General features: G+C 35.7%; 16 protein-coding genes. 4 read left to right on the top strand and 12 right to left on the bottom strand.

Features of this window, described 5'->3' with window-relative positions; translation table 11 throughout:
* Window positions 1–304 precede the first annotated feature (304 nt).
* The 3 genes from pheT to DBR39_RS17410 form a co-directional block, all read right to left on the bottom strand.
* Window positions 305–2,707: a phenylalanine--tRNA ligase subunit beta gene (gene pheT, locus DBR39_RS17400; protein WP_124535219.1), complete on the bottom strand. Its 2,403-nt coding sequence runs from the start codon at window positions 2,705–2,707 to the stop codon at window positions 305–307.
* 207 nt (window positions 2,708–2,914) lie between these two features.
* A complete protein-coding gene (locus tag DBR39_RS17405) occupies window positions 2,915–3,532 on the bottom strand; it encodes a DUF417 family protein (protein ID WP_124535221.1) in 618 nt (205 codons plus the stop codon).
* Between the two features lie 62 nt (window positions 3,533–3,594).
* A complete protein-coding gene (locus DBR39_RS17410; RefSeq protein ID WP_124535223.1) occupies window positions 3,595–4,425 on the bottom strand; it encodes an AraC family transcriptional regulator in 831 nt (276 codons plus the stop codon).
* A gap of 299 nt (window positions 4,426–4,724) precedes the next feature.
* On the opposite strand from DBR39_RS17410, the gene DBR39_RS17415 reads away from it, so the two are divergent.
* Both DBR39_RS17415 and DBR39_RS17420 read left to right on the top strand, forming a co-directional pair.
* The gene (locus DBR39_RS17415; protein WP_124535225.1) at window positions 4,725–4,904 is read left to right on the top strand and encodes a bacteriocin-like protein; all 180 of its coding nucleotides are present in this window, start codon (window positions 4,725–4,727) and stop codon (window positions 4,902–4,904) included.
* Between the two features lie 48 nt (window positions 4,905–4,952).
* Window positions 4,953–5,786 (top strand): GLPGLI family protein, encoded by an 834-nt coding sequence (locus DBR39_RS17420; RefSeq protein WP_124535227.1) that lies wholly within the window; start codon window positions 4,953–4,955, stop codon window positions 5,784–5,786.
* 78 nt (window positions 5,787–5,864) lie between these two features.
* On the opposite strand, the gene dnaN is transcribed toward DBR39_RS17420, so the two are convergent.
* Window positions 5,865–6,995: a DNA polymerase III subunit beta gene (gene dnaN, locus DBR39_RS17425; protein WP_103232859.1), complete on the bottom strand. Its 1,131-nt coding sequence runs from the start codon at window positions 6,993–6,995 to the stop codon at window positions 5,865–5,867.
* Window positions 6,996–7,179: 184 nt separating this feature from the next.
* On the opposite strand from dnaN, the gene DBR39_RS17430 reads away from it, so the two are divergent.
* Both DBR39_RS17430 and DBR39_RS17435 read left to right on the top strand, forming a co-directional pair.
* Window positions 7,180–7,545 (top strand): diacylglycerol kinase family protein, encoded by a 366-nt coding sequence (locus DBR39_RS17430; RefSeq protein WP_124535229.1) that lies wholly within the window; start codon window positions 7,180–7,182, stop codon window positions 7,543–7,545.
* A gap of 69 nt (window positions 7,546–7,614) precedes the next feature.
* Complete coding sequence (locus DBR39_RS17435; protein WP_124535231.1) at window positions 7,615–8,073, top strand: lipocalin family protein; 459 nt, start codon at window positions 7,615–7,617, stop codon at window positions 8,071–8,073.
* Between the two features lie 84 nt (window positions 8,074–8,157).
* On the opposite strand, the gene DBR39_RS17440 is transcribed toward DBR39_RS17435, so the two are convergent.
* The 8 genes from DBR39_RS17440 to purB form a co-directional block, all read right to left on the bottom strand.
* Window positions 8,158–8,616: a GyrI-like domain-containing protein gene (locus DBR39_RS17440; RefSeq protein WP_124535233.1), complete on the bottom strand. Its 459-nt coding sequence runs from the start codon at window positions 8,614–8,616 to the stop codon at window positions 8,158–8,160.
* A gap of 142 nt (window positions 8,617–8,758) precedes the next feature.
* On the bottom strand, window positions 8,759–9,091 hold the full coding sequence (locus tag DBR39_RS17445) for a gamma-glutamylcyclotransferase family protein (protein WP_124535235.1): 333 nt from the start codon (window positions 9,089–9,091) through the stop codon (window positions 8,759–8,761).
* The gene (locus DBR39_RS17450; RefSeq protein ID WP_124535237.1) at window positions 9,091–9,720 is read right to left on the bottom strand and encodes an SGNH/GDSL hydrolase family protein; all 630 of its coding nucleotides are present in this window, start codon (window positions 9,718–9,720) and stop codon (window positions 9,091–9,093) included. The genes DBR39_RS17445 and DBR39_RS17450 overlap by 1 nt, the downstream gene beginning before the upstream one ends.
* Window positions 9,721–10,301: 581 nt before the next feature.
* Complete coding sequence (locus DBR39_RS17455; protein ID WP_124535239.1) at window positions 10,302–10,715, bottom strand: ribonuclease inhibitor; 414 nt, start codon at window positions 10,713–10,715, stop codon at window positions 10,302–10,304.
* Window positions 10,696–14,391, bottom strand: a complete 3,696-nt coding sequence (locus DBR39_RS17460; RefSeq protein WP_124535241.1) for a phosphoribosylformylglycinamidine synthase — start codon at window positions 14,389–14,391, stop codon at window positions 10,696–10,698. Before DBR39_RS17460 ends, DBR39_RS17455 begins: the two co-directional genes overlap by 20 nt.
* 380 nt (window positions 14,392–14,771) lie before the next feature.
* Window positions 14,772–16,196, bottom strand: coding sequence for a serine hydrolase (locus DBR39_RS17465; protein WP_124535243.1), 1,425 nt, complete (start codon window positions 16,194–16,196; stop codon window positions 14,772–14,774).
* Between the two features lie 13 nt (window positions 16,197–16,209).
* Window positions 16,210–17,178, bottom strand: coding sequence for a WG repeat-containing protein (locus tag DBR39_RS17470; protein ID WP_124535245.1), 969 nt, complete (start codon window positions 17,176–17,178; stop codon window positions 16,210–16,212).
* A gap of 43 nt (window positions 17,179–17,221) precedes the next feature.
* Window positions 17,222–18,649 (bottom strand): adenylosuccinate lyase, encoded by a 1,428-nt coding sequence (gene purB / locus DBR39_RS17475; RefSeq protein ID WP_124535247.1) that lies wholly within the window; start codon window positions 18,647–18,649, stop codon window positions 17,222–17,224.
* Between the last annotated feature and the right edge of the window lie 89 nt (window positions 18,650–18,738).

Consider the following 18,738-nt stretch of genomic DNA (forward strand, 5'->3'; position numbering starts at 1 on the left):
GCAAATTAAACGGATTTTAGATTTATAGGCATTTAGATTCCTGACGGAATGGACAAAGGCTACAGATACATTGTTTCAGCAAACTTTAATACAAAAACCCTACATTTTAAACACTAATAACACGAATATTTTCACTAATATCACCAATGAATATTCAATAGGAACGGGCTTTAGCCTGTTTACTTAAAAAAGCAATATTCAAATGGCTTTAGCCGAAACCTATAAGTACAAACTCAGTTTCAAAACAAAAAAACGGACTTCATAAAGTCCGTTTCAATTATAATGATATATATATTTTCAAGTATTAAGATCTCAACTCTGCGTTGAATTCTTTCTGGAAAGATTTGATCAAAGAATCCATTACTTCTGTAATTTCTTTTTCTTCCAGTGTTTTTTCTTCATTTAACAGCTCGAAGCTCATTGCATAAGACTTCTTACCTTCAGGAAGATTTTTACCTTCATACACATCGAATAGATTAACACTCTTAATGAATGGAGATTTATTCTTTTTAGCAGTCTGATATAAATCCTGATAGTTTATATTTTTATCGATCAACAACGCTAGGTCTCTTCTGATTTTGTTGAACTTCGGAATGTCTTTGAATTTCAGTTCGTTTTTAGAACGAAGTTCCTGAGCATATTCCAGTTCAATTTCTGCATAGAAACAATCCTGATCAATATCAAAATCTTTTAATAAAGCAGGAGCTACTTTTCCGATTCTTACTAAAGCTTTACAATCTGCTTCATATACCAATGCATCAGAGAATCTTTCATCAGACAGAGCAGCTTCTTTATAGTCTACAGCCAGTCTTTCCAATAAAACCTTTACATAAGCCTTAAGGTTATAGAAACTTACAGCAGATTTCGGCTGAAGCCAGTTTTCTGCAGCATCTCTTCCGGAAACCAATAATGCCAGCTGTTTTCTTTCTTCGTATTTATCTTTTTTGTGATAGATTTTTCCTAATTCGAAGAACTTGATGTCCTGGTTTTTTCTATTGATGTTGTATGCTGTATTCTGAAGAAGGCCTTCCAATAAAGACTTTCTCATGAATGCCAAATCTCCGCTTAAAGGATTTAAAAGTTTTACGGCATCAGTTTCATCTTTTACAGAAGTTAATGAGTTATTCATCACTTCATTGAAACCAAGGCTCTGTAAACCTCTTGCCCAAGTATTTTCCAGTTCATCCTGATCGTTAGCACTTAGCTTAACCGGGGTAAACGAAATTTTCTGTGGAGCATCAATTTTATTATATCCGTAGATTCTTAAAATCTCTTCTATAACATCTATTTCTCTTGTTACATCTGCTCTGTAAGCAGGAACAGAGATTTCAAAACCATTAGGAATTTCATTTAAAACCTGAATTTCCAATGCTTTTAAGATTTCCTTTACTTTTTCTCTGTGAATTTTTGTTCCTAAAATCTGCTCAATTTTAGAGAATCTCAGGATCACATAGTTGTCTTCTATTTTCTTAGGATACTCTTCCAATAACTCTCCTACTAATTTCCCTTCAGCAATTTCCTGAATCATTTTAATAGCGTGGGTGATCGCCGTTCTTGTAAGATTCGGATCTACTCCTCTTTCAAATCTGAAAGAAGCATCGGTATTCAAACTGTGGGCTTTTGCTCCTTTTCTTACCGCAATCGGATTGAAATAAGCACTTTCCAGGAATATTGTTTTTGTTGTTTCAGATACTCCGGAATTCGCACCACCGAATACTCCAGCGATACACATTGGATTGTCTTTACCATCTTTGATCATGATTTCAGAACCATTCAGTGTTCTTTCCACCCCATCCAAAGTAGTAAATTTTGTTCCCGGTTTTACGACTCCTACTTTCACTTTTTTATCTGCAATTTTGTCTGCGTCAAATGCGTGAAGCGGCTGCCCGTATCCGTGAAGAATATAGTTGGTAATATCTACAACATTATTGATTGGGCTCAACCCGATCGCTTTCAGTCTGTCTTTTAACCAAGATGGAGATTCTGCTACTTTTACATCTTCAATTACGGCTCCGATATATCTTGGACACAATTCTGCATCTTCAATTTCCAGTTTGAAATCATGAGTTCCTTCATTATTCAAAGCTTCAGAAGCTACTTTATTGAACTGCGACTTTAGTTGATTTGTAGAAAGATAAGCATGCAGATCTCTGGCAACACCATAGTGAGACATTGCATCTGTTCTGTTCGGGGTTAATCCGATTTCAAAAACCTCATCATTAGTCAGCTCAAAATAGTCAGCAAAGTTTTTCCCTACTTCATATTTGGTTTCATCCAGCACCATGATTCCTCCGTGATCTTCACTAAGACCCAATTCGTCTTCTGCACAGATCATTCCCTGAGAAACCTCTCCTCTGATTTTCGCTTCTTTAATTTCAAAAAAGTTTCCGGTTTTGTCATAGATTTTAGTTCCGACAACTGCTACAGGAACAGTTTGTCCTGCTTCTACATTAGGAGCTCCGCAAACAATATTTAATACTTTTCCGTTTCCTACCTCTACTGTTGTCTTCTTCAGTTTGTCAGCATTCGGATGTTTCTCGCAGGTTAATACTTTACCTACAACGATTCCTTCCAAACTGCCTCTTACACTTTCAAATTTATCTATCCCTTCAACCTCAAGACCTATATCTGTAAGGAATTCACCGATTCTTTCAGTTTTTGATTCCGTTTTTACAAAGTCCTTCAGCCAGTTGTTTGATATTTTCATTTGTTTATCTATCTACTTGTTTAATTCGTCAGATGAGTATTAGAATTTCATCTGCTCTATTTTGAAACTTTTATTTGAAATTCCACGCTGTATTCCAGTATGATTTTTCAAGCTACAAATGTCGTGTTTTTTTGAGAAATAGAGAAATTTAGAAGCCACTTTAAGATAATAAATTTTCGTTAAGAGATTCGCTTCTCATTCGTGGATTTATTGGTCAGATGGTCTCACCGCTTTCTTCAAGCTATCGGAGAATACTACCAGGCCTCCGGCCATCATGATAATATCTTTCAAGACCAGACGTCCTGCCCCTGAGAGATAGGGAAATCCATACTGAGGTGTGGAATAATCTCCTCCCAGATTGGGTACATATACTTCCGGAGTCGTGATCAGAAATGACAGGGTAACCAATGACATTAAGAATGTTAAAGCTCCTCCAACAGCTCCGATTTTAGGAAACCAAATACCTAATACAACCAAAACACTGATCACGATAATCATTGTTCCCAATCCATAAGAAAATGTATAGGTTCCGTTTTCCTGATGCCAATCAATGTTTTTCTGAACAACTTTTCCCTCAGGGTTTTTATACAGAGTGTATTCTGCAACAGGCTTTTTATCTTCATTAAGAACTTTGGTGCCCGCATTTTTGTAGAAGAAACTCATCAGAGGGCTGTTGGCTACAAAAGGAACAATTCCATCGGCTTCGTAATGAAATGCCTTTAAGCCTCCAATCCAGGCCATAACGATAAAGATTGAAATTCTGAGAAAATTGAAAAACAAGGTATCCAATTGTAATAAACGATGATAAAGTCTGTTGTTTTGCATGTGATTTATTTTTTTCAAAGGTATTCACATGCTCAGAGCCCTAACATAGATATTTGAGGACATTACATGGACATTTTCGCCACCACAGAAATTCCCACTTCTTCTCTATATTTTTTGGGAGAGCATCCCACCGATTTTTTGAAATATCTGCTAAAGTAAAATTCATCTGTAAACCCAAGCTCCGAAGCAATTTCCTTTACGGACCGATACGTTAGGTGCAGCAGTTTTTTAGATTCAAGGATGATTCTTTCATTGATAAGCTGTGTAGGCGTTTTCGCAAATTCTTTTTTTACCGCTTTGCTTAATGTATTATTGGTGATGCTCAGTTTATCACTGTAAAATGACAGCTCTTTTTCATTTCTAAAATGGGCTTCCAACAGTTTCTGAAATTCTGCAGCATATTTATTGGGAAGCTTATCGGTAGAAACCGTACTGTTTTCAATGCTGCTTTTCTGTTTACTGCCAATCGCAAGAATAAGCTGTATATAAGTTTTGATGATGGATTCTGAAAAATGGTGTTTTTCACATTCTTCTTTTCTGATATGATTAAAAAGCTCGAGAATATAATGATAGTTCTCTTCAGACAGTTCAATCCCAGGATTCAGATAAATATTATTGAAGAGAAGCCCGTTGCACGCCACTTCTTCTTTATGATATTCTATACAGTAATAATCCCCATGAAATAAAAGCACATGGATATTTTCATCAGACTCCGACGCCAGTTTCAACTTCTGATATGGGGAAAGAAACAGGATATTGTATCCCTCATAAGAATAATTGATATCATCCACAGAAAAAACACCGGAACCTTTCCATAGAACAACACTATAGTTTTCTGTAGCCAGTTCTGAGGGAAGATCTGAGGTATGATAAGACTGTATTTTTATTTTCATTATGAAAAGTGATCAAAATAAATACATCCACAATAAGACTGATTTCCCAGTTTTTGTAAAATGCTTGTGAAAACATAAATTTAAGTTAAAACAAAGCTACAAAAAACTCATCGAAAGAGCTATTTTAAAATTTAACCAACAGAAAACAAAACTATTTTAACGAATATTATAAAACAAAAATCCGATTTATTGCATCCACATTCTCCAAAACAAAAAACTTTTAGAAAATACGGCTTCCCACCATTGGGAATAAAATATTACTTCTATATTTAACTTACAAACTTTAAAATTAACGCATTATGAAAAAATTAAAAAAATTATCCAGAAACGAATTGAAAGATTTAAAAGGTGGAACATCCTACGGCGACATGTGCAGCCTGGGAAACAATGACAATTGTTCTCAGTATGGACTTGAGTGTGGGCTTTATATAGGAAGAGATAATGCTGTTGGAGAATGGGCTGCTTTTAGATGCATGTAAATAATTCACTCCCTCTTTTATTCAAAGAGGGAGTTTATATATTAAAAAATGTATAAAACTTATACCTCTCAAAAAATTATTGTTCTTCTTTTTTTCCTTGTATACATTATTGCTCCTTCTCAAAGTTTGACAATTATGTATGAACTTATTCATAAACCCTCGAAAGTCGATAAAAACACCAAATCAAAAATATACTATTTGGATGTTGTAAATCAAGAATCTGTTTTTCGTGATGAAATCAGAAAAAAGTCAGATTCCTTGATTTATTATGAAAATAACTATGGATTAGGCTATCCTAATATCAATGAACAGATATACCTCAAAAAAAACTTGAAAACGAATCGGATTATAAGATATTATACATCAATGATAAACAGGGATAAATTTTATATTCCGATTACCGAAATCATTATTTGGAAACTTTCGCCTGATATCAAGGTGATAGGAGATATGAAATGCCAAAAAGCCGAAACCACATATGGGGGCAGACATTGGACAGCATGGTTTGCCCAGGAAATTCAAATTCCTGAAGGACCATATATATTCCATGGTTTACCGGGATTAATTACAGAAATATATGATGATAATGAGGATTATTTATTCCGATTGATTAAGACTCAAAAATTTAATCAAAAAAACTTATATGTGCCAGAGGAAGATCAAGGAAAAGAAATCAATTGGGAAATATTCAAAAAACTCATGCTAGATTTCTACGCCGATCCTTATGCATATATAAAAACAACTGGTTATAAAGCCATGACGGATGATGGGAATGGAGGAATGAAAAAATTAGATTTTAGAGAAGCTACTTTTGAAATTCAAAAAAGCTTAAGAGAAAAAAATAATCCTATCGAACTAAATCAAAAGATTGATTTTAAATAGAATTTTAAGAACTTTTACTAATAATAAAAAAGAAAGCCGGAAAAAATCCAGCTTTCTTTTTATGGGTATATATTAATCTTACAATCCGATTACCGGCATTGATAACATTAAGATATTTTCGTTTTCTTCAAGACCGTCAAGAGGTTCGATGATCCCTGGTCTGTTAGGTTGGGACATTTTCATGGTGATATCATCAGATCCTAAAATCGTCAGCATTTCAGTTAAGAATTTAGAACTGAATCCGATATTGATATCTTCTCCGTTGTAGTCACAAGGAATCTGCATGTCTGCTTTGTTTGCATATTCAGTATCTTCAGCATGAAGGTGAAGAATATTTCCAGAAAGCTTGAATCTTACCTGATTGGTAGATTTATTAGACATGATAGATGCTCTTTTGATCGCTCCCAACAAAAGGTTTCTGTTGATCGTTAATACATTTGGATTTTCCTTCGGAATTACCGCTGTATAGTTTGGATATTTTCCATCAATCAGTCTACAGATCCAGATATGCTTACCAAAAGTAAACTTAGCCATATTCTCATTGAAGTCGATGGTAACGTCTTCATTAGAACTTGCCAGGATATTTTTGAAAATGTTCAGAGGCTTTTTAGGCATGATAAACTCCATCGGCTCAGCATTGATAAGGTCTGCTCTTTTGTATACCACCAATCTGTGGGAGTCTGTAGAAACGAAATTGGTTTCGTTTTCTCCAAACTGGAAAAGAACTCCTGTCATTACCGGACGAAGAGAATCGTTACTTGTCGCAAATAGGGTGTTCGTCAAAGCTTCAGACAAAACTCCTGCCGGCATCGTAACACTTTGTGAAGCGTCGAATTCTGGCAATTCCGGATAGTCATCCGCATTGTCTAATGCTACTGCGAAATTATCTTTTTCATCTAAAATCTCAAGCTGGCTGCCAGTTCCTTCGGCATTGTCTTTTACAACAAATGTCAGAGGCTGTTCACCATATGTCTTGATAAAATCCTGAAAAATTTTAGCAGGAACAGCAAATTTACCTGTATCATCAGACTTTACTTCCAGAGAAGTAACAAGAGTTGTCTCGCCGTCAGATGCTGTAATGGTAACATTATTTCCGTCTAATTCAAAAAGATAGTTTTCTAAAATCGGTCTCGATTGAGAGCTTGATATTACGCCACTTACAGTTTGCAAAGCCTTCTGCAGTTCACCACTTGAAATAATAAATTTCATAGATTTATAAAATAAGTTTGTACAAATATAATAAATAGATACAACAAAGAAAAGAATAATATGGAGGAGTTTTGAACAAATATCCTTAATCTGTTTTGAGCCTTGACATTATGCTCTGATTTCCGTGAAGATTCATTTTTTTATCAAAATACAAAGTCTATCTTTGTGTGAAAAGTTAGAAATCATGCAAAAACCTCCTATCCATAAAAGTTTTCTCAATGCTTTCCGGGGTGTTTTTATGATGGTAAAAACGGAAAGGAATTTCCAGATTGAACTTTTGGCGTTTTTTGTCAATCTCTTCTTCATTTTCTATTTCCGACTGAATAGTACAGATGCTGCTTTGGTCCTGATTGCTGCTTTTGCAGTTCTGACTGCCGAAATTTTCAATACTGCCATTGAAAAGATCTGTGATATCATTCAACCTGATTTCGACAAAAGAATCGGGTTTATTAAAGATATTGCTGCGGGAGCTGTTGTTTTGACAGCTATTGCCTCGGTGATTGTCGGGATTCTGGTTTATGGAAAATATATTTTATCATTTATATCATAGAACATATGTTTTTATAAATTCAAAGTTCTTCAATGGATATTTTTTATTATGTTCGCGAAAAATTAATTTATGAAAAAGATTTTGGCGGGGGTTCTGGGTTTAGTACTTCTTTCATCATGTGGTAATGATAGTGATACTTTACCTATAGAAAATAATGGAAATTCTACTACGGAAAATATTGTGGGAACATGGAAAATACAAACCCAATATACAGTTTCCGGTACTGATAAAACGACTGTTATAAAAGAATATGCTCCTGATGACTGTAAGAAGAAAAGCACTTATGAATTCAGAAATGACGGAAAGTATTATATGACGGACTATAACAGTGTCAGTTCCGGATGTCAAAAAGCTGAAGCCACTATTAGTTACTCTTATTCTTCTGCAAATATGGAAGTTACAATAGGCAGTAATACCGCAAAAGTGCTTGAACTTTCATCCAACAAATTCATCTTCCTTGTTACTGATAATGAAGATCATAATAACGATGGAATTAATGATTACACAAAATATGTTTTATATAAGTAATCCATAGTAAAAATAGATAAAGCCTGCTAACATTCATGTAGCAGGCTTTTTTATTATTGCCGAGTCGATATTTTCTTTCCGATTTTATTTCACCGCAATTAAGATATCCACTTCTGCATCCGAAGGATCTTGTGCTTTTTCTCCATAGACTTCAAAATCGGCTGTAAACACTCTTCCCATATCCATTTCCCAGATTTTCAGCCATTCATTGATGATCAACCCTTTTGAAAGGTCCCCTTTTGTCGTAAACTTCAGATAATCTCCACCGTCAAAAGAATAGCCTACCATTCCGTCAGGAATACTGTCAAGATTTTCTACTTTGCACCCAAGAACCGTTGTATAGGGCCTGGTATGGTCTTTTTCATAATCCGTATAAATAGAATAGATGGTGTTGTCTATTTTATTAGGAATCGAATTGATTATATTTTCGTTCATCATTTTCCCCCATAATACAGGGATATCTTTTGCTGCCTGTTCATTTTCATTGGTCGTTCTTACCGAAATCCCTATGACCTTAAAAGGTTCTATTTTCACGTTATTCATTTCCTGATTTTTTTTGTAAGACAAAGATAAAGACAGATTGTGACAACGGTGTGTCAGGAGTCTTTTAAGTTTTCGCTAAAGCCCGTTTCTATTGAATTAAAAAAAAGAGTTTGGTGGGATTGCTTCGCTTTGCTCGCAATGATTATTTTCCAACATAGATAAATCCTTTTTTTCCGGATTTAAAAACGGTTTCAATTCTTTTATAATCATCTACTTCATATTCGTCTGCCTGGAAGATTTCTGCTTCTGTTACTTCAAAAAGCACTCCTTCTACCTGATCATCATCATTCCCTGAAAATTCCAATACCGGATGGTATTTCTGCCCGCTTTTCCGTAATACTTCCGGGTCTGTAATTTCAAGCATATTGAGTTTATATCCTGACAAGATATCTTTTTCACCCTGTAAAAGACGTCCAAAAGTCTCGATTTGAACCTGCTCTTTCTGCAATGTTCCGTAAGAAAATAATTGTGGCATTATAAATATTTTTCAATGATTGGGATAGCGATTTCAGCCATCATTCCATAGCCTTTTTCATTAGGATGTACACCGTCTGCAGAAAGCAGTATCTCTTTATCATCCAGAAAAGCGGAGTAAAAATCAATATATTTCAACGAATTTTCGGCTGCCAGCTCTTTCAGGATCTGGTTGTAAATGATCACTTCTTCATTGGTTCTTAACTTCCCTGAGCTTACTACTACTCCATCTACCTTTTGAGAGAAAGGAAGAATACTTACGAGATAAATTTCATTGGAGAATTGTGCAGCATGTGTGATGGCTGTCTTAATATTTTTTTTAAATTTTTCAGGATCTACAATCTGCACCCCCTCTTTTATAGCAAGATCATTGGCTCCGTAGCTTAAAAAAACGATATTCCCGTCAGCAGAATTTCTTGCGTTCATTTCATGGGGAATCCTTTTCAGTAATCCTTCTGTAGTTTCTCCTCCTATTCCCAGATTGAACAGGATTAGCTCATCTCCATTTCCTTCGTGAAATTTCTGCAGGGCATATCTTTTCAGAATATCTACCCACCCGCCAAAAACTCCGTCATACTCCCCGTAGGTAATGCTGTCACCGAAGAACAGCCCGTAAATAATTTTCTTCATTCAACTTTTATTGTTTCCTGTTTTGTTTAAGTAAAAGTATTAAGAAAAAATTATTCAATGGTATTAAATTCTTTCAATTTACCTATTTTTTTTAACGCAAAGTCTGGAATGTATATTGTAAATTAAAGAGAGCAAAGAAGGGAATCAACAAGTTGATTTGATGAAGCAGATAGTAATCAAAATGATTTGGACCATTAAGATTTTATAAGAGGTGAAGAATTATTAAGATAGAAGCTAAAGCTATTATTAAGAGTGCTTCATTCATCATTGATGAATCTTAACTTCACTTAAAAACTTTATTATTCTTAATGGTTAAATAATATATTTTGTTTTTTTGACGCAAAGGCTTTATTTTTAGCATGTTGATTCAAGGAAGCAAAGAAGGAATCAACAAGTTGATTTGATGAAGCTGGTATTACCCAAAATGATTTGAACCATTAAGATTTTATAAGAGGTGAAGAATTATTAAGATAACAGCTGAAGCTATTATTAAGCGACTTACTTTATTCATCTTAGATGAATCTTAACTTCCCTTAAAATCTTTACTCTTCTTAATGGTTTAAAATCCGCATCATTACTTATCATTCCAACCTCAACGTAATATTGGTATGGGATTCTATAATTTCTATCAGAATATCAAAAATGGTCTGTCCTTTTCCTTCGGTCAAATCATCTAATTTCTGCTGCATCAATTCTATATTGAAAGGTTTTCCTTGTCTGATTTTATTTTCATAAAATTCACGGGTCGTATCAAAGCCTAATTCTTCTTTTGATTTCTGTGATTCTTTCCAGACGATTTCAATTTCTTCTTTGTTTTCGAATACACCAAAACCTCCGTAGAGAATATCATCAAAGCCATCCAGCGTTCCTACTTTCCAATCCGCATCTTTCATCAGAACATTGGAGATCTCTTCGTAGAAACCTCCTAAAGACGAAAAATGACCGCCATTGATGACGATCATTTTTCTTGTATTGTTATTTGAAGTATTCAACACCGTTTTTGAATATGTTGTGATAATTCGCGGTTGGTATATTTTTCATGAGACCTTCAGCAAATCTTTCCGGGTGTCCCATTCTTCCGTAGATCTTTCCACATGGGCTGGTAATTCCTTCAATTCCGAATAATGAGTTGTTCGGGTTGAATGGCATTCCATGAGCGATGTTTCCATCAAGATCTATGTATTGAGTAGCGATCTGTCCGTTTTCATACAGCTTCTTGATTTCTTCTTCTGAAGCCATGAAACGTCCCTCTCCGTGAGAAATAGGAATGGTGAAAGTCTGACCTTTCATTCCTTTTAACCAAGGGCTTTCGTCATTCAATACTTGTACAGTCACCATCTGAGAGATATGTCTTCTGATTGCGTTGTGAGCCAATGTTGGAGAGTTTTCATCAAGATCTTTGATTCTTCCGTATGGTAACAACCCTGACTTCACGAGAGCCTGGAATCCGTTACAGATCCCGATGATCATTCCGTCTCTGTCTAACAATTCGTGAACTGCCTTTTTCATTTTCTCGTTTTTCAGAACGTTAACGATGAATTTTGCAGAACCATCCGGCTCGTCTCCTGCTGAGAAACCTCCGGAGAATGCCAGAATCTGAGAGGTTCTGATCTCTTCTACCCATGCATCAATGCTTTCATCCAATAATTGGTGATTGATATTGATCAAAGGCAGACTGCTTACTACAGCTCCTTCTTTCTGGAATGCATTCAGCGTGTCATATTCACAGTTGGTTCCTGGGAACACTGGAGCAAAAACTTTCGGCTGTGCAATTCCGTGTTTTTTAATGATGATATTTCTTGGATGAATTGAGTTTGATTTTTCATCAATTTCAATCGTGATCTTTTCTTTTTCTACTGTTGGGAAAAGGTTTTCGAATGTGTTTGTATTGGCAGATACCAGATCTACAATACTGGATTCAAGGTTGTTGATTTTTAAAGTCCCTGAATCTTTTACTTCTCCGATCAACTGAAGAGCAGCTGAGCTTAATTCTTCTTTTGATTCAATGATTAAGCTTCCGATATTTTTCGCCAATAAAACGGTTTCATCGGTATTGATTTCAGCACCTAATCTGTTCCCGAAGCTCATTTTTGCTAACGCTACTGCAAGACCTCCTTCTTTTACTGTTTTCACAGAAACAATTTTACCTGCCTTGATATTTTCGAAGATGAATTCAAAAACTTCTTTTAAAGCATCATAATTCGGAAGTCCGTTTTCCTGAGCAATATGATTGAAGAAATACAGTTTATTGCCTACACTTTTCAATTCAGGAGAGATGATATTTTCTTTATCCCCGTTGGCACATGCAAAAGAAATCAAGGTTGGCGGAACATTCAGATCCTGATATGTTCCACTCATGGAATCTTTACCTCCGATTGCTGCTAAACCAAGTTTGATCTGTGCATCATAAGCTCCTAAAAGGGATGCTAAAGGTTTACCCCATTTCTCAGGGTTTTGTCCTAATTTTTCAAAGTATTCCTGGAAGCTTAATCTGATGTTTTTGTAATCTCCACCCATGGCAACGATCTTTGCAACACTCTCCACTACAGCATAAGATGATCCTAATAGTGAGTTTTGTTTTGAAATTTCAGCATCAAATCCCCAGCTTGCCAAAGAAACAGTCTTAATGTCTTTTGCTCCAAGAATGGGTAATGTCTGCACACTTCCTTCCATCAGCGTCTGCTGGTATTTCCCTCCTAAAGGCATCGCCACTGTAGTTGCTCCAATTGAAGAGTCAAACATTTCCAACAGCCCTTTTTGGGAAGCTACGTTTTTATCTTTTAAGATGTTCAGGAAGTTTTCAGCTGTGAAAGCTTTAGTTTCTTCTTTTACTTCATCAAGGTGAGTGATTTTCACTTCCTGAGATTTGGAACATCCGTTGGTATCTAAGAAAGCTCTTGAAAGGTCTACAATTTTGTCTCCTTTCCAGAACATCTGCATTCTTCCTGAATCTGTTACTTTTGCTACTTCTACAGCAACAATGTTTTCAGCTTCACAGAATTTGATGAACTTTTCTTTATCTTTTGGATCTACGACTACCGCCATTCTTTCCTGAGATTCAGAAATAGCAAGCTCGGTTCCGTTCAATCCTTCGTATTTTAATGGCAATACATCTAAGTTCACTTCTAAAGAATCTGCAATCTCACCGATCGCCACAGAAACTCCTCCTGCTCCGAAGTCGTTTGATTTTTTGATCAGCTTCGTTACTTCAGGATTTCTGAATAGTCTCTGAATTTTACGTTCTTCTACAGCATTTCCTTTCTGAACTTCTGAACTCATGGTATGGATAGAGGTTTCATCCTGTTCTTTTGAACTTCCGCTTGCTCCTCCAACTCCGTCACGACCTGTTGCTCCTCCTAAAATAATAATTGAATCACCGTTTTCAGGTTTCTCACGTCTTACCCAGTCTACAGGAACCGCTCCGGTAACGAAACCAACTTCCATTCTTTTCGCCTTATAGCCTTCATCATAGATTTCAGAGACCATTGTAGTGGCAAGACCGATCTGGTTACCATAAGATGAATATCCATTAGCAGCCTGTTTTGTAATGGTTTTCTGTGGTAATTTTCCTGGTAATGTTTTGTCTACCGATTCTAAAACGTCTGCAGCACCCGTCAATCTCATTGCCTGGAATACAAAAGATCTTCCTGATAATGGATCTCTGATGGCACCTCCTAAACAAGTAGATGCTCCTCCGAAAGGTTCAATTTCTGTCGGGTGGTTGTGCGTTTCGTTTTTGAACAATAGATACCAAGGTTCTTTTTTACCGTCGTATTCTGCTTCGATCTGGATGGTACATGCGTTGATCTCATCAGAGATTACAAGGTTATCCAGGTTTCCTGTTTTATGGAAATATTTACCGCATACTGTTGCAAGATCCATTAGGGAAATTGGCTTCAGCTCACGGCCTAAGAATTTTCTTTTTTCGATATAGTCATTGAAAATAGTTTCCAATGTGTGTTTGAACTGACCTTCAAACTGAATGTCTGACAATTCTGTTTCGAATGTAGTGTGGCGGCAGTGGTCGCTCCAGTACGTGTCTAATACTTTCAGTTCCGTTTCCGTAGGATTTCTCTCTTCAGTTTTGAAGTATTCCTGAATGAATTTCAGGTCATCCAATCCTAGTGCAAAACCGTGATTGTTATAGAAGTCTTCAAGTTCTGCATCATTGAAATTGATGAAGTTTTCGTGGATGATCACTTTTGATGGTGTTTCATCTGCAGGGATATTTAAGATGGTTAAGTCTTTTTCCTGAGATTCTACTTTGTTGATCAGAAGGTCTTTGATCTTAACCAGATCTGCTTCAGAAACTCCTTCAAATTCGATCAGCTTTCCACTTCTTACTTTTGATTTTTCATTTTCTGTCAGCAAAGCGATACACTGCTGTGCAGAGTCTGCTCTCTGATCATACTGGCCAGGCAAAAATTCCATTCCGAAATGAATAGTTTTTACTGGGTTTTCTGTATGTAAAATATCAGTAACAGGATCTACAAAAGTATTGTTCACCACTTTTTCAAATTCTCCGTCATTCAAATTGAAAATATCATATACATTGTATACTTTCACACTTTGAATTGCCGGAACAACTGCTTTTACTTCATCAAAAATTTTTGGACTTTCAACATCGAAAATTCCTCTTTTTTCTACGAAAATTCTTTTGTTATTAGACATTAGATGTCAGATTTTAATATTAGATTTATTTTTCTTTTACTTTTCTGATTTCAGAGTATCCATCACAGACTATTGCTTTCTGTACCGATCCTCTTTGTGGGTGTTATCATCCACCCTATATTATTGAGTACAAATTTACTCTTTTACTTTCTTTTTCCTCTATCTTTTTCTTATAAAACGAATGCCAGATTATTATCTTTGGTACCGTCATTATTGGATGCATTTTTAGTATACTTTTGATTCTTTTGCAACTTTCTGAGCAGCTGCATCTATGATTGAATAAACCGTTTTCTCATTTTGTGCATAATTTTTCACAAATGCTAACGTCAATATTAATACGAATATATTTTTCATTCAATTAACTCAGAGTATACCTGTCTTTACAATGTTATTACTAGACTATTATTTTCAGTTCCGTCGGTATTGGAGGCATTTGGAGGAGTTGTCATCCAGCCTTCTTTATTGAATACAAATTTAAAGGAATAGGTCTTTCCTTTTTCAAATTTGGATATTGGAACTTCCAATTCAAAAGAGTTATTATCCTTCTTGGTCATTTGATATTCTTTATTTTCAGGATTCCAGTCGTTGAAACTTCCTGCTACAGCGATGGTATTGATCAGGTCAGCATTCAGATTCTTTGGATGGGTGTAAGAGAAAACAACTTGATTTCCCTTAACAGAATATCCATAGACCTGCTTCTTGTCTGACGTAGAAATCAAATTTCCCACTAAATCCGCAGCTGTATTATAAAGGATCCCAAATGTTTCAGGTCCGTTGATATTTACAATAATACAAACCCCTATATTCAATTCGGGATATACAGCAAACCAGGTATTTGTTCCGTAGGATCCGCCGTGTTTAAAGCCTACTTTTCCTTTTTCACTGATAAAATATTTGTTCCAGAAATATCCACACCATGCTTCTTTACTATTATCAATATTTCTCTGTGATTCCTGTGCTATTTTATTTTTTGAATCTAATTCTTCTCTTAAAAACTTCACCATATCTCCCATTGTAGATTTGGTTTTTGCACCGCCGGCACCCCATAGGTCACTTTTTGAAGCGGGCATCAGACGGTAATTGATATGGTAACCATTGGCCTGTACCTCATTTTTATCGAGCTCCAGTTTGGTGTGGTTCATTCCCAATTTTGAAAAGATATTCTCCTGTAAAAGGGTTTCATAGCTTTTCCCGTATATATTTTCCAACATGAGTCCTGTAAGTTCCAGACTCAGATTACTATATCTGTATTTTGTTCCGGGAAGCATGTCCAGTTGTACGGTTGCCAGATCTTTCTTAAAGTCTTCTTTTGTATAATTTTCATTCAGTTTGTTATACAGAAAGGGAGTTTCATCCGACATATTTTTTCTTAATTCATCATCATTAGGAAGGTTTCGCGGCAATGCTGTCTGATAAGAGATCAAATTTCTCACTTTTATCGGAACGCCTTTATATTCCAGGTTTGGGTAAGACCCTTTCAGGTATTTACGTACATCGTCATCCAGATTTACTTTTCCATCCAGAACCGCTTTTGCCAGCAACTGACCTGTCAAAAGTTTGTTTACTGAGGCGATTTCAAAATAGGTATTATCATCTGCTTTATTTCCTTTTCCTTTATCAATTTCTCCAAAGTGCCTTGTATATACTTTACCATCTTTCAGAATCCCGATAGATACAGAGTAAGCTCCTGATTTCTGGGCAAGCTTTTCGGCATTTGCATCAATAATTGAATTGATGGTCTGATCATTTTGCGCATGACTCTTTATACATAGTAAAGCAAATACAAATAATAAAGCATTTTTCATGGTATAGATTTTATTAGTTGATGAACTTATTGGGATTATCCGGGCGTTCCTTTTGATATTGTTCAGCCGATTCTATTTCATTCTTCAACCATTCTCCGAAAGGAATTCTTTCTTCATTCTCATCTTCTATTGCATAGAATGCTTTCCCATCTTCTGATACCAGAAATTTAAAATTTGATAACATTCCTAAATCTTTTTTCCTGTAATCATAGGTATTTACCTGATAATACGGGAAGTTTTCTTTTGGTCTTTCCACGATTTCAAAAAGCAGATTCTTTTCTTTTTCAGATAATTTATTGTAAACGTTTACATAATAAAGGTCTGCTAATTTTTTCTTTTGCTTTTCAAAGAACTGCAGCATATTTTTTTCTTTCCCATTGTATTGAAAAGGATTTGGATAATACTTCCCATCTATTTCAACATCCTTCTCTGATTGTTTAGCCAGGGGCTGAACAGTTTGTCCTTTACCATTCATGATGCCCCAGGTTCCCCCTACAATTGATTTATGCTCATCATCCGTTTTCTCCCAATCGCAGCCGTCACAAAATGCAGCATATCCATAATTAAAAGGTGATGCAAAATCATGCTCAGCTTCAATGACAGTCTTTCCGTTTCGGTCTGCAAATCCTACTTTACCATTTTTCACCAATCTTCTTACGCCTTCAGAGAAATAATCTGCTCCATTGTCATAGAGAAATGGGGTATAAAGAAAGTTTCCTTTTCTGTCATAGACATATCCCCAGGTATTTTTCTGATATTTTTTTCCTTCTTTGCTCCCATCAAATAAAATGGTTTCTCCTTCTACCGGATCACCGTCTTTAAGGTATCCAAAGATTTTAAATTGTGCCGGAACTATAATTTTCCCTGCTTTACTTTTTACTCCAACCAAGGAATCTTTAGTTTTAAAATAATGTAAAACCTCTTTTTGCTGAGAAAAAGTGAGAATGGGTAATAGTAAAATGGTTAATAGTATACTTTTCATATGGTTGGAAATAAAAAATGCAGCCCAAAAGGCTGCATATGTTTTATACTTTAAGATCAGCTTCCAATCCTATCAGGTCTTTATTCTGGTCCAAAATAGGCTGAACTTCATTCTGAATGAATTCCTCCGTCTGGATTGGTGCGAAACCAATAAAGTTCTTAGGATCTAAAACTTCTTTGAGTTTTGATTTGTCTAGTTTTAAAGAATCATCATTTAAAATTCTTTCGATAAGGTCATTTTCTTTTCCTTCTTCCTTCACTTTCTTGGATGCTTCCATAGAGTGGACTCTGATCACCTCGTGAATTTCCTGACGGTCACCCCCTGCTTTTACTTCTTCCATGATGATGTATTCTGTCGCCATGAAAGGAAGCTCTTCCATAATGTGTTTGTTGATTCTGTTCGGATATACTACGATTCCGTTCATGATGTTGTTCCAGATCAATAGAATAGCATCAACAGCTAAAAACGCCTGAGGAATTGTCAATCTCTTGTTAGCAGAGTCATCTAATGTTCTTTCAAACCATTGTGTAGAAGCTACCATTGCAGAACTCGTTGTCAAAGACATTACATATTTTGCCAATGCCCCTATTCTTTCACTTCTCATTGGGTTACGCTTGTACGCCATTGCTGATGAACCGATCTGGTTTTTCTCGAATGGTTCTTCAATTTCCTTAAGGTTTTGAAGTAAACGTAAATCGTTTGTGAATTTGTGCGCAGATTGAGCAATATTTCCTAATAAAGCTACTACTTTAGCATCAATTTTTCTATCGTAAGTTTGTCCGGAAACTCCGAAAACTTTATCGAAACCGAATCTTTTTGAAAGTTCTTTATCTAAGTGTTTTACTTTAGAATAGTCACCATTAAAAAGCTCAAGGAAACTTGCAGCAGTTCCTGTAGTTCCTTTCACTCCTCTGAAACGAAGGGTTTCAAGGAAGAAATCAAGTTCTTCGATGTCAAGAACCAAACTCTGTAACCAAAGTGTTGCTCTTTTCCCAACAGTCGTCAGCTGAGCAGGCTGGAAGTGGGTGAATCCTAAAGTAGGAAGGTCTTTATATTGAATAGCAAAGTCTGCTAAGTTCTTCATTACGTTAACCAACTTTTTCTTTAAGATTAAAAGTCCGTCACGGATTTGAATTAAGTCTGTATTGTCTCCTACAAAAGCTGAAGTTGCTCCCAAGTGGATAATTCCTTTTGCTGAAGGCGCCACATCACCATAAGCGTGAACGTGAGCCATTACATCATGACGGAATTTCTTTTCGTACTCTGCTGCTTTCTCATAATCGATATTTTCAGCATTAGCTTTTAACTCAGCGATCTGCTCGTCTGTAATTTCAAGTCCAAGGTCTTTTTCGATTTCAGCAAGAGCTATCCAAAGTTTTCTCCAATTCTGGAATTTGTTATTGTGTGAGAAATTAAATAACATTTCTTCACTGGAGTAGCGCTCTTCCAATGGATTTTTGTAGGAATTCATTCGTTCTTTTACTTTTTAGATGCACAAAAATACGATTTTTCAGTGAGAGATAAAAATCCTGCTTTCATGATTTTTCAACCATATTCCGA

The sequence above is a fragment of the Chryseobacterium sp. KBW03 genome (genome assembly GCF_003852415.1).
Taxonomy (GTDB): domain Bacteria; phylum Bacteroidota; class Bacteroidia; order Flavobacteriales; family Weeksellaceae; genus Chryseobacterium; species Chryseobacterium viscerum.

What these genes read in the sequence shown, in the direction of transcription:
- DBR39_RS17430 (WP_124535229.1), top strand. Translation starts at nt 7,180, where the DNA reads ATGCAAAAACCTCCTATCCATAAAAGTTTTCTCAATGCTTTCCGGGGT.
- DBR39_RS17410 (WP_124535223.1), bottom strand. Translation starts at nt 4,425, where the DNA reads ATGAAAATAAAAATACAGTCTTATCATACCTCAGATCTTCCCTCAGAA.
- DBR39_RS17465 (WP_124535243.1), bottom strand. Translation starts at nt 16,196, where the DNA reads ATGAAAAATGCTTTATTATTTGTATTTGCTTTACTATGTATAAAGAGT.
- DBR39_RS17440 (WP_124535233.1), bottom strand. Translation starts at nt 8,616, where the DNA reads ATGAATAACGTGAAAATAGAACCTTTTAAGGTCATAGGGATTTCGGTA.
- DBR39_RS17470 (WP_124535245.1), bottom strand. Translation starts at nt 17,178, where the DNA reads ATGAAAAGTATACTATTAACCATTTTACTATTACCCATTCTCACTTTT.
- DBR39_RS17415 (WP_124535225.1), top strand. Translation starts at nt 4,725, where the DNA reads ATGAAAAAATTAAAAAAATTATCCAGAAACGAATTGAAAGATTTAAAA.
- DBR39_RS17435 (WP_124535231.1), top strand. Translation starts at nt 7,615, where the DNA reads ATGAAAAAGATTTTGGCGGGGGTTCTGGGTTTAGTACTTCTTTCATCA.
- pheT (WP_124535219.1), bottom strand. Translation starts at nt 2,707, where the DNA reads ATGAAAATATCAAACAACTGGCTGAAGGACTTTGTAAAAACGGAATCA.
- purB (WP_124535247.1), bottom strand. Translation starts at nt 18,649, where the DNA reads ATGAATTCCTACAAAAATCCATTGGAAGAGCGCTACTCCAGTGAAGAA.
- DBR39_RS17405 (WP_124535221.1), bottom strand. Translation starts at nt 3,532, where the DNA reads ATGCAAAACAACAGACTTTATCATCGTTTATTACAATTGGATACCTTG.
- DBR39_RS17445 (WP_124535235.1), bottom strand. Translation starts at nt 9,091, where the DNA reads ATGCCACAATTATTTTCTTACGGAACATTGCAGAAAGAGCAGGTTCAA.
- dnaN (WP_103232859.1), bottom strand. Translation starts at nt 6,995, where the DNA reads ATGAAATTTATTATTTCAAGTGGTGAACTGCAGAAGGCTTTGCAAACT.
- DBR39_RS17450 (WP_124535237.1), bottom strand. Translation starts at nt 9,720, where the DNA reads ATGAAGAAAATTATTTACGGGCTGTTCTTCGGTGACAGCATTACCTAC.
- DBR39_RS17460 (WP_124535241.1), bottom strand. Translation starts at nt 14,391, where the DNA reads ATGTCTAATAACAAAAGAATTTTCGTAGAAAAAAGAGGAATTTTCGAT.
- DBR39_RS17420 (WP_124535227.1), top strand. Translation starts at nt 4,953, where the DNA reads ATGTATAAAACTTATACCTCTCAAAAAATTATTGTTCTTCTTTTTTTC.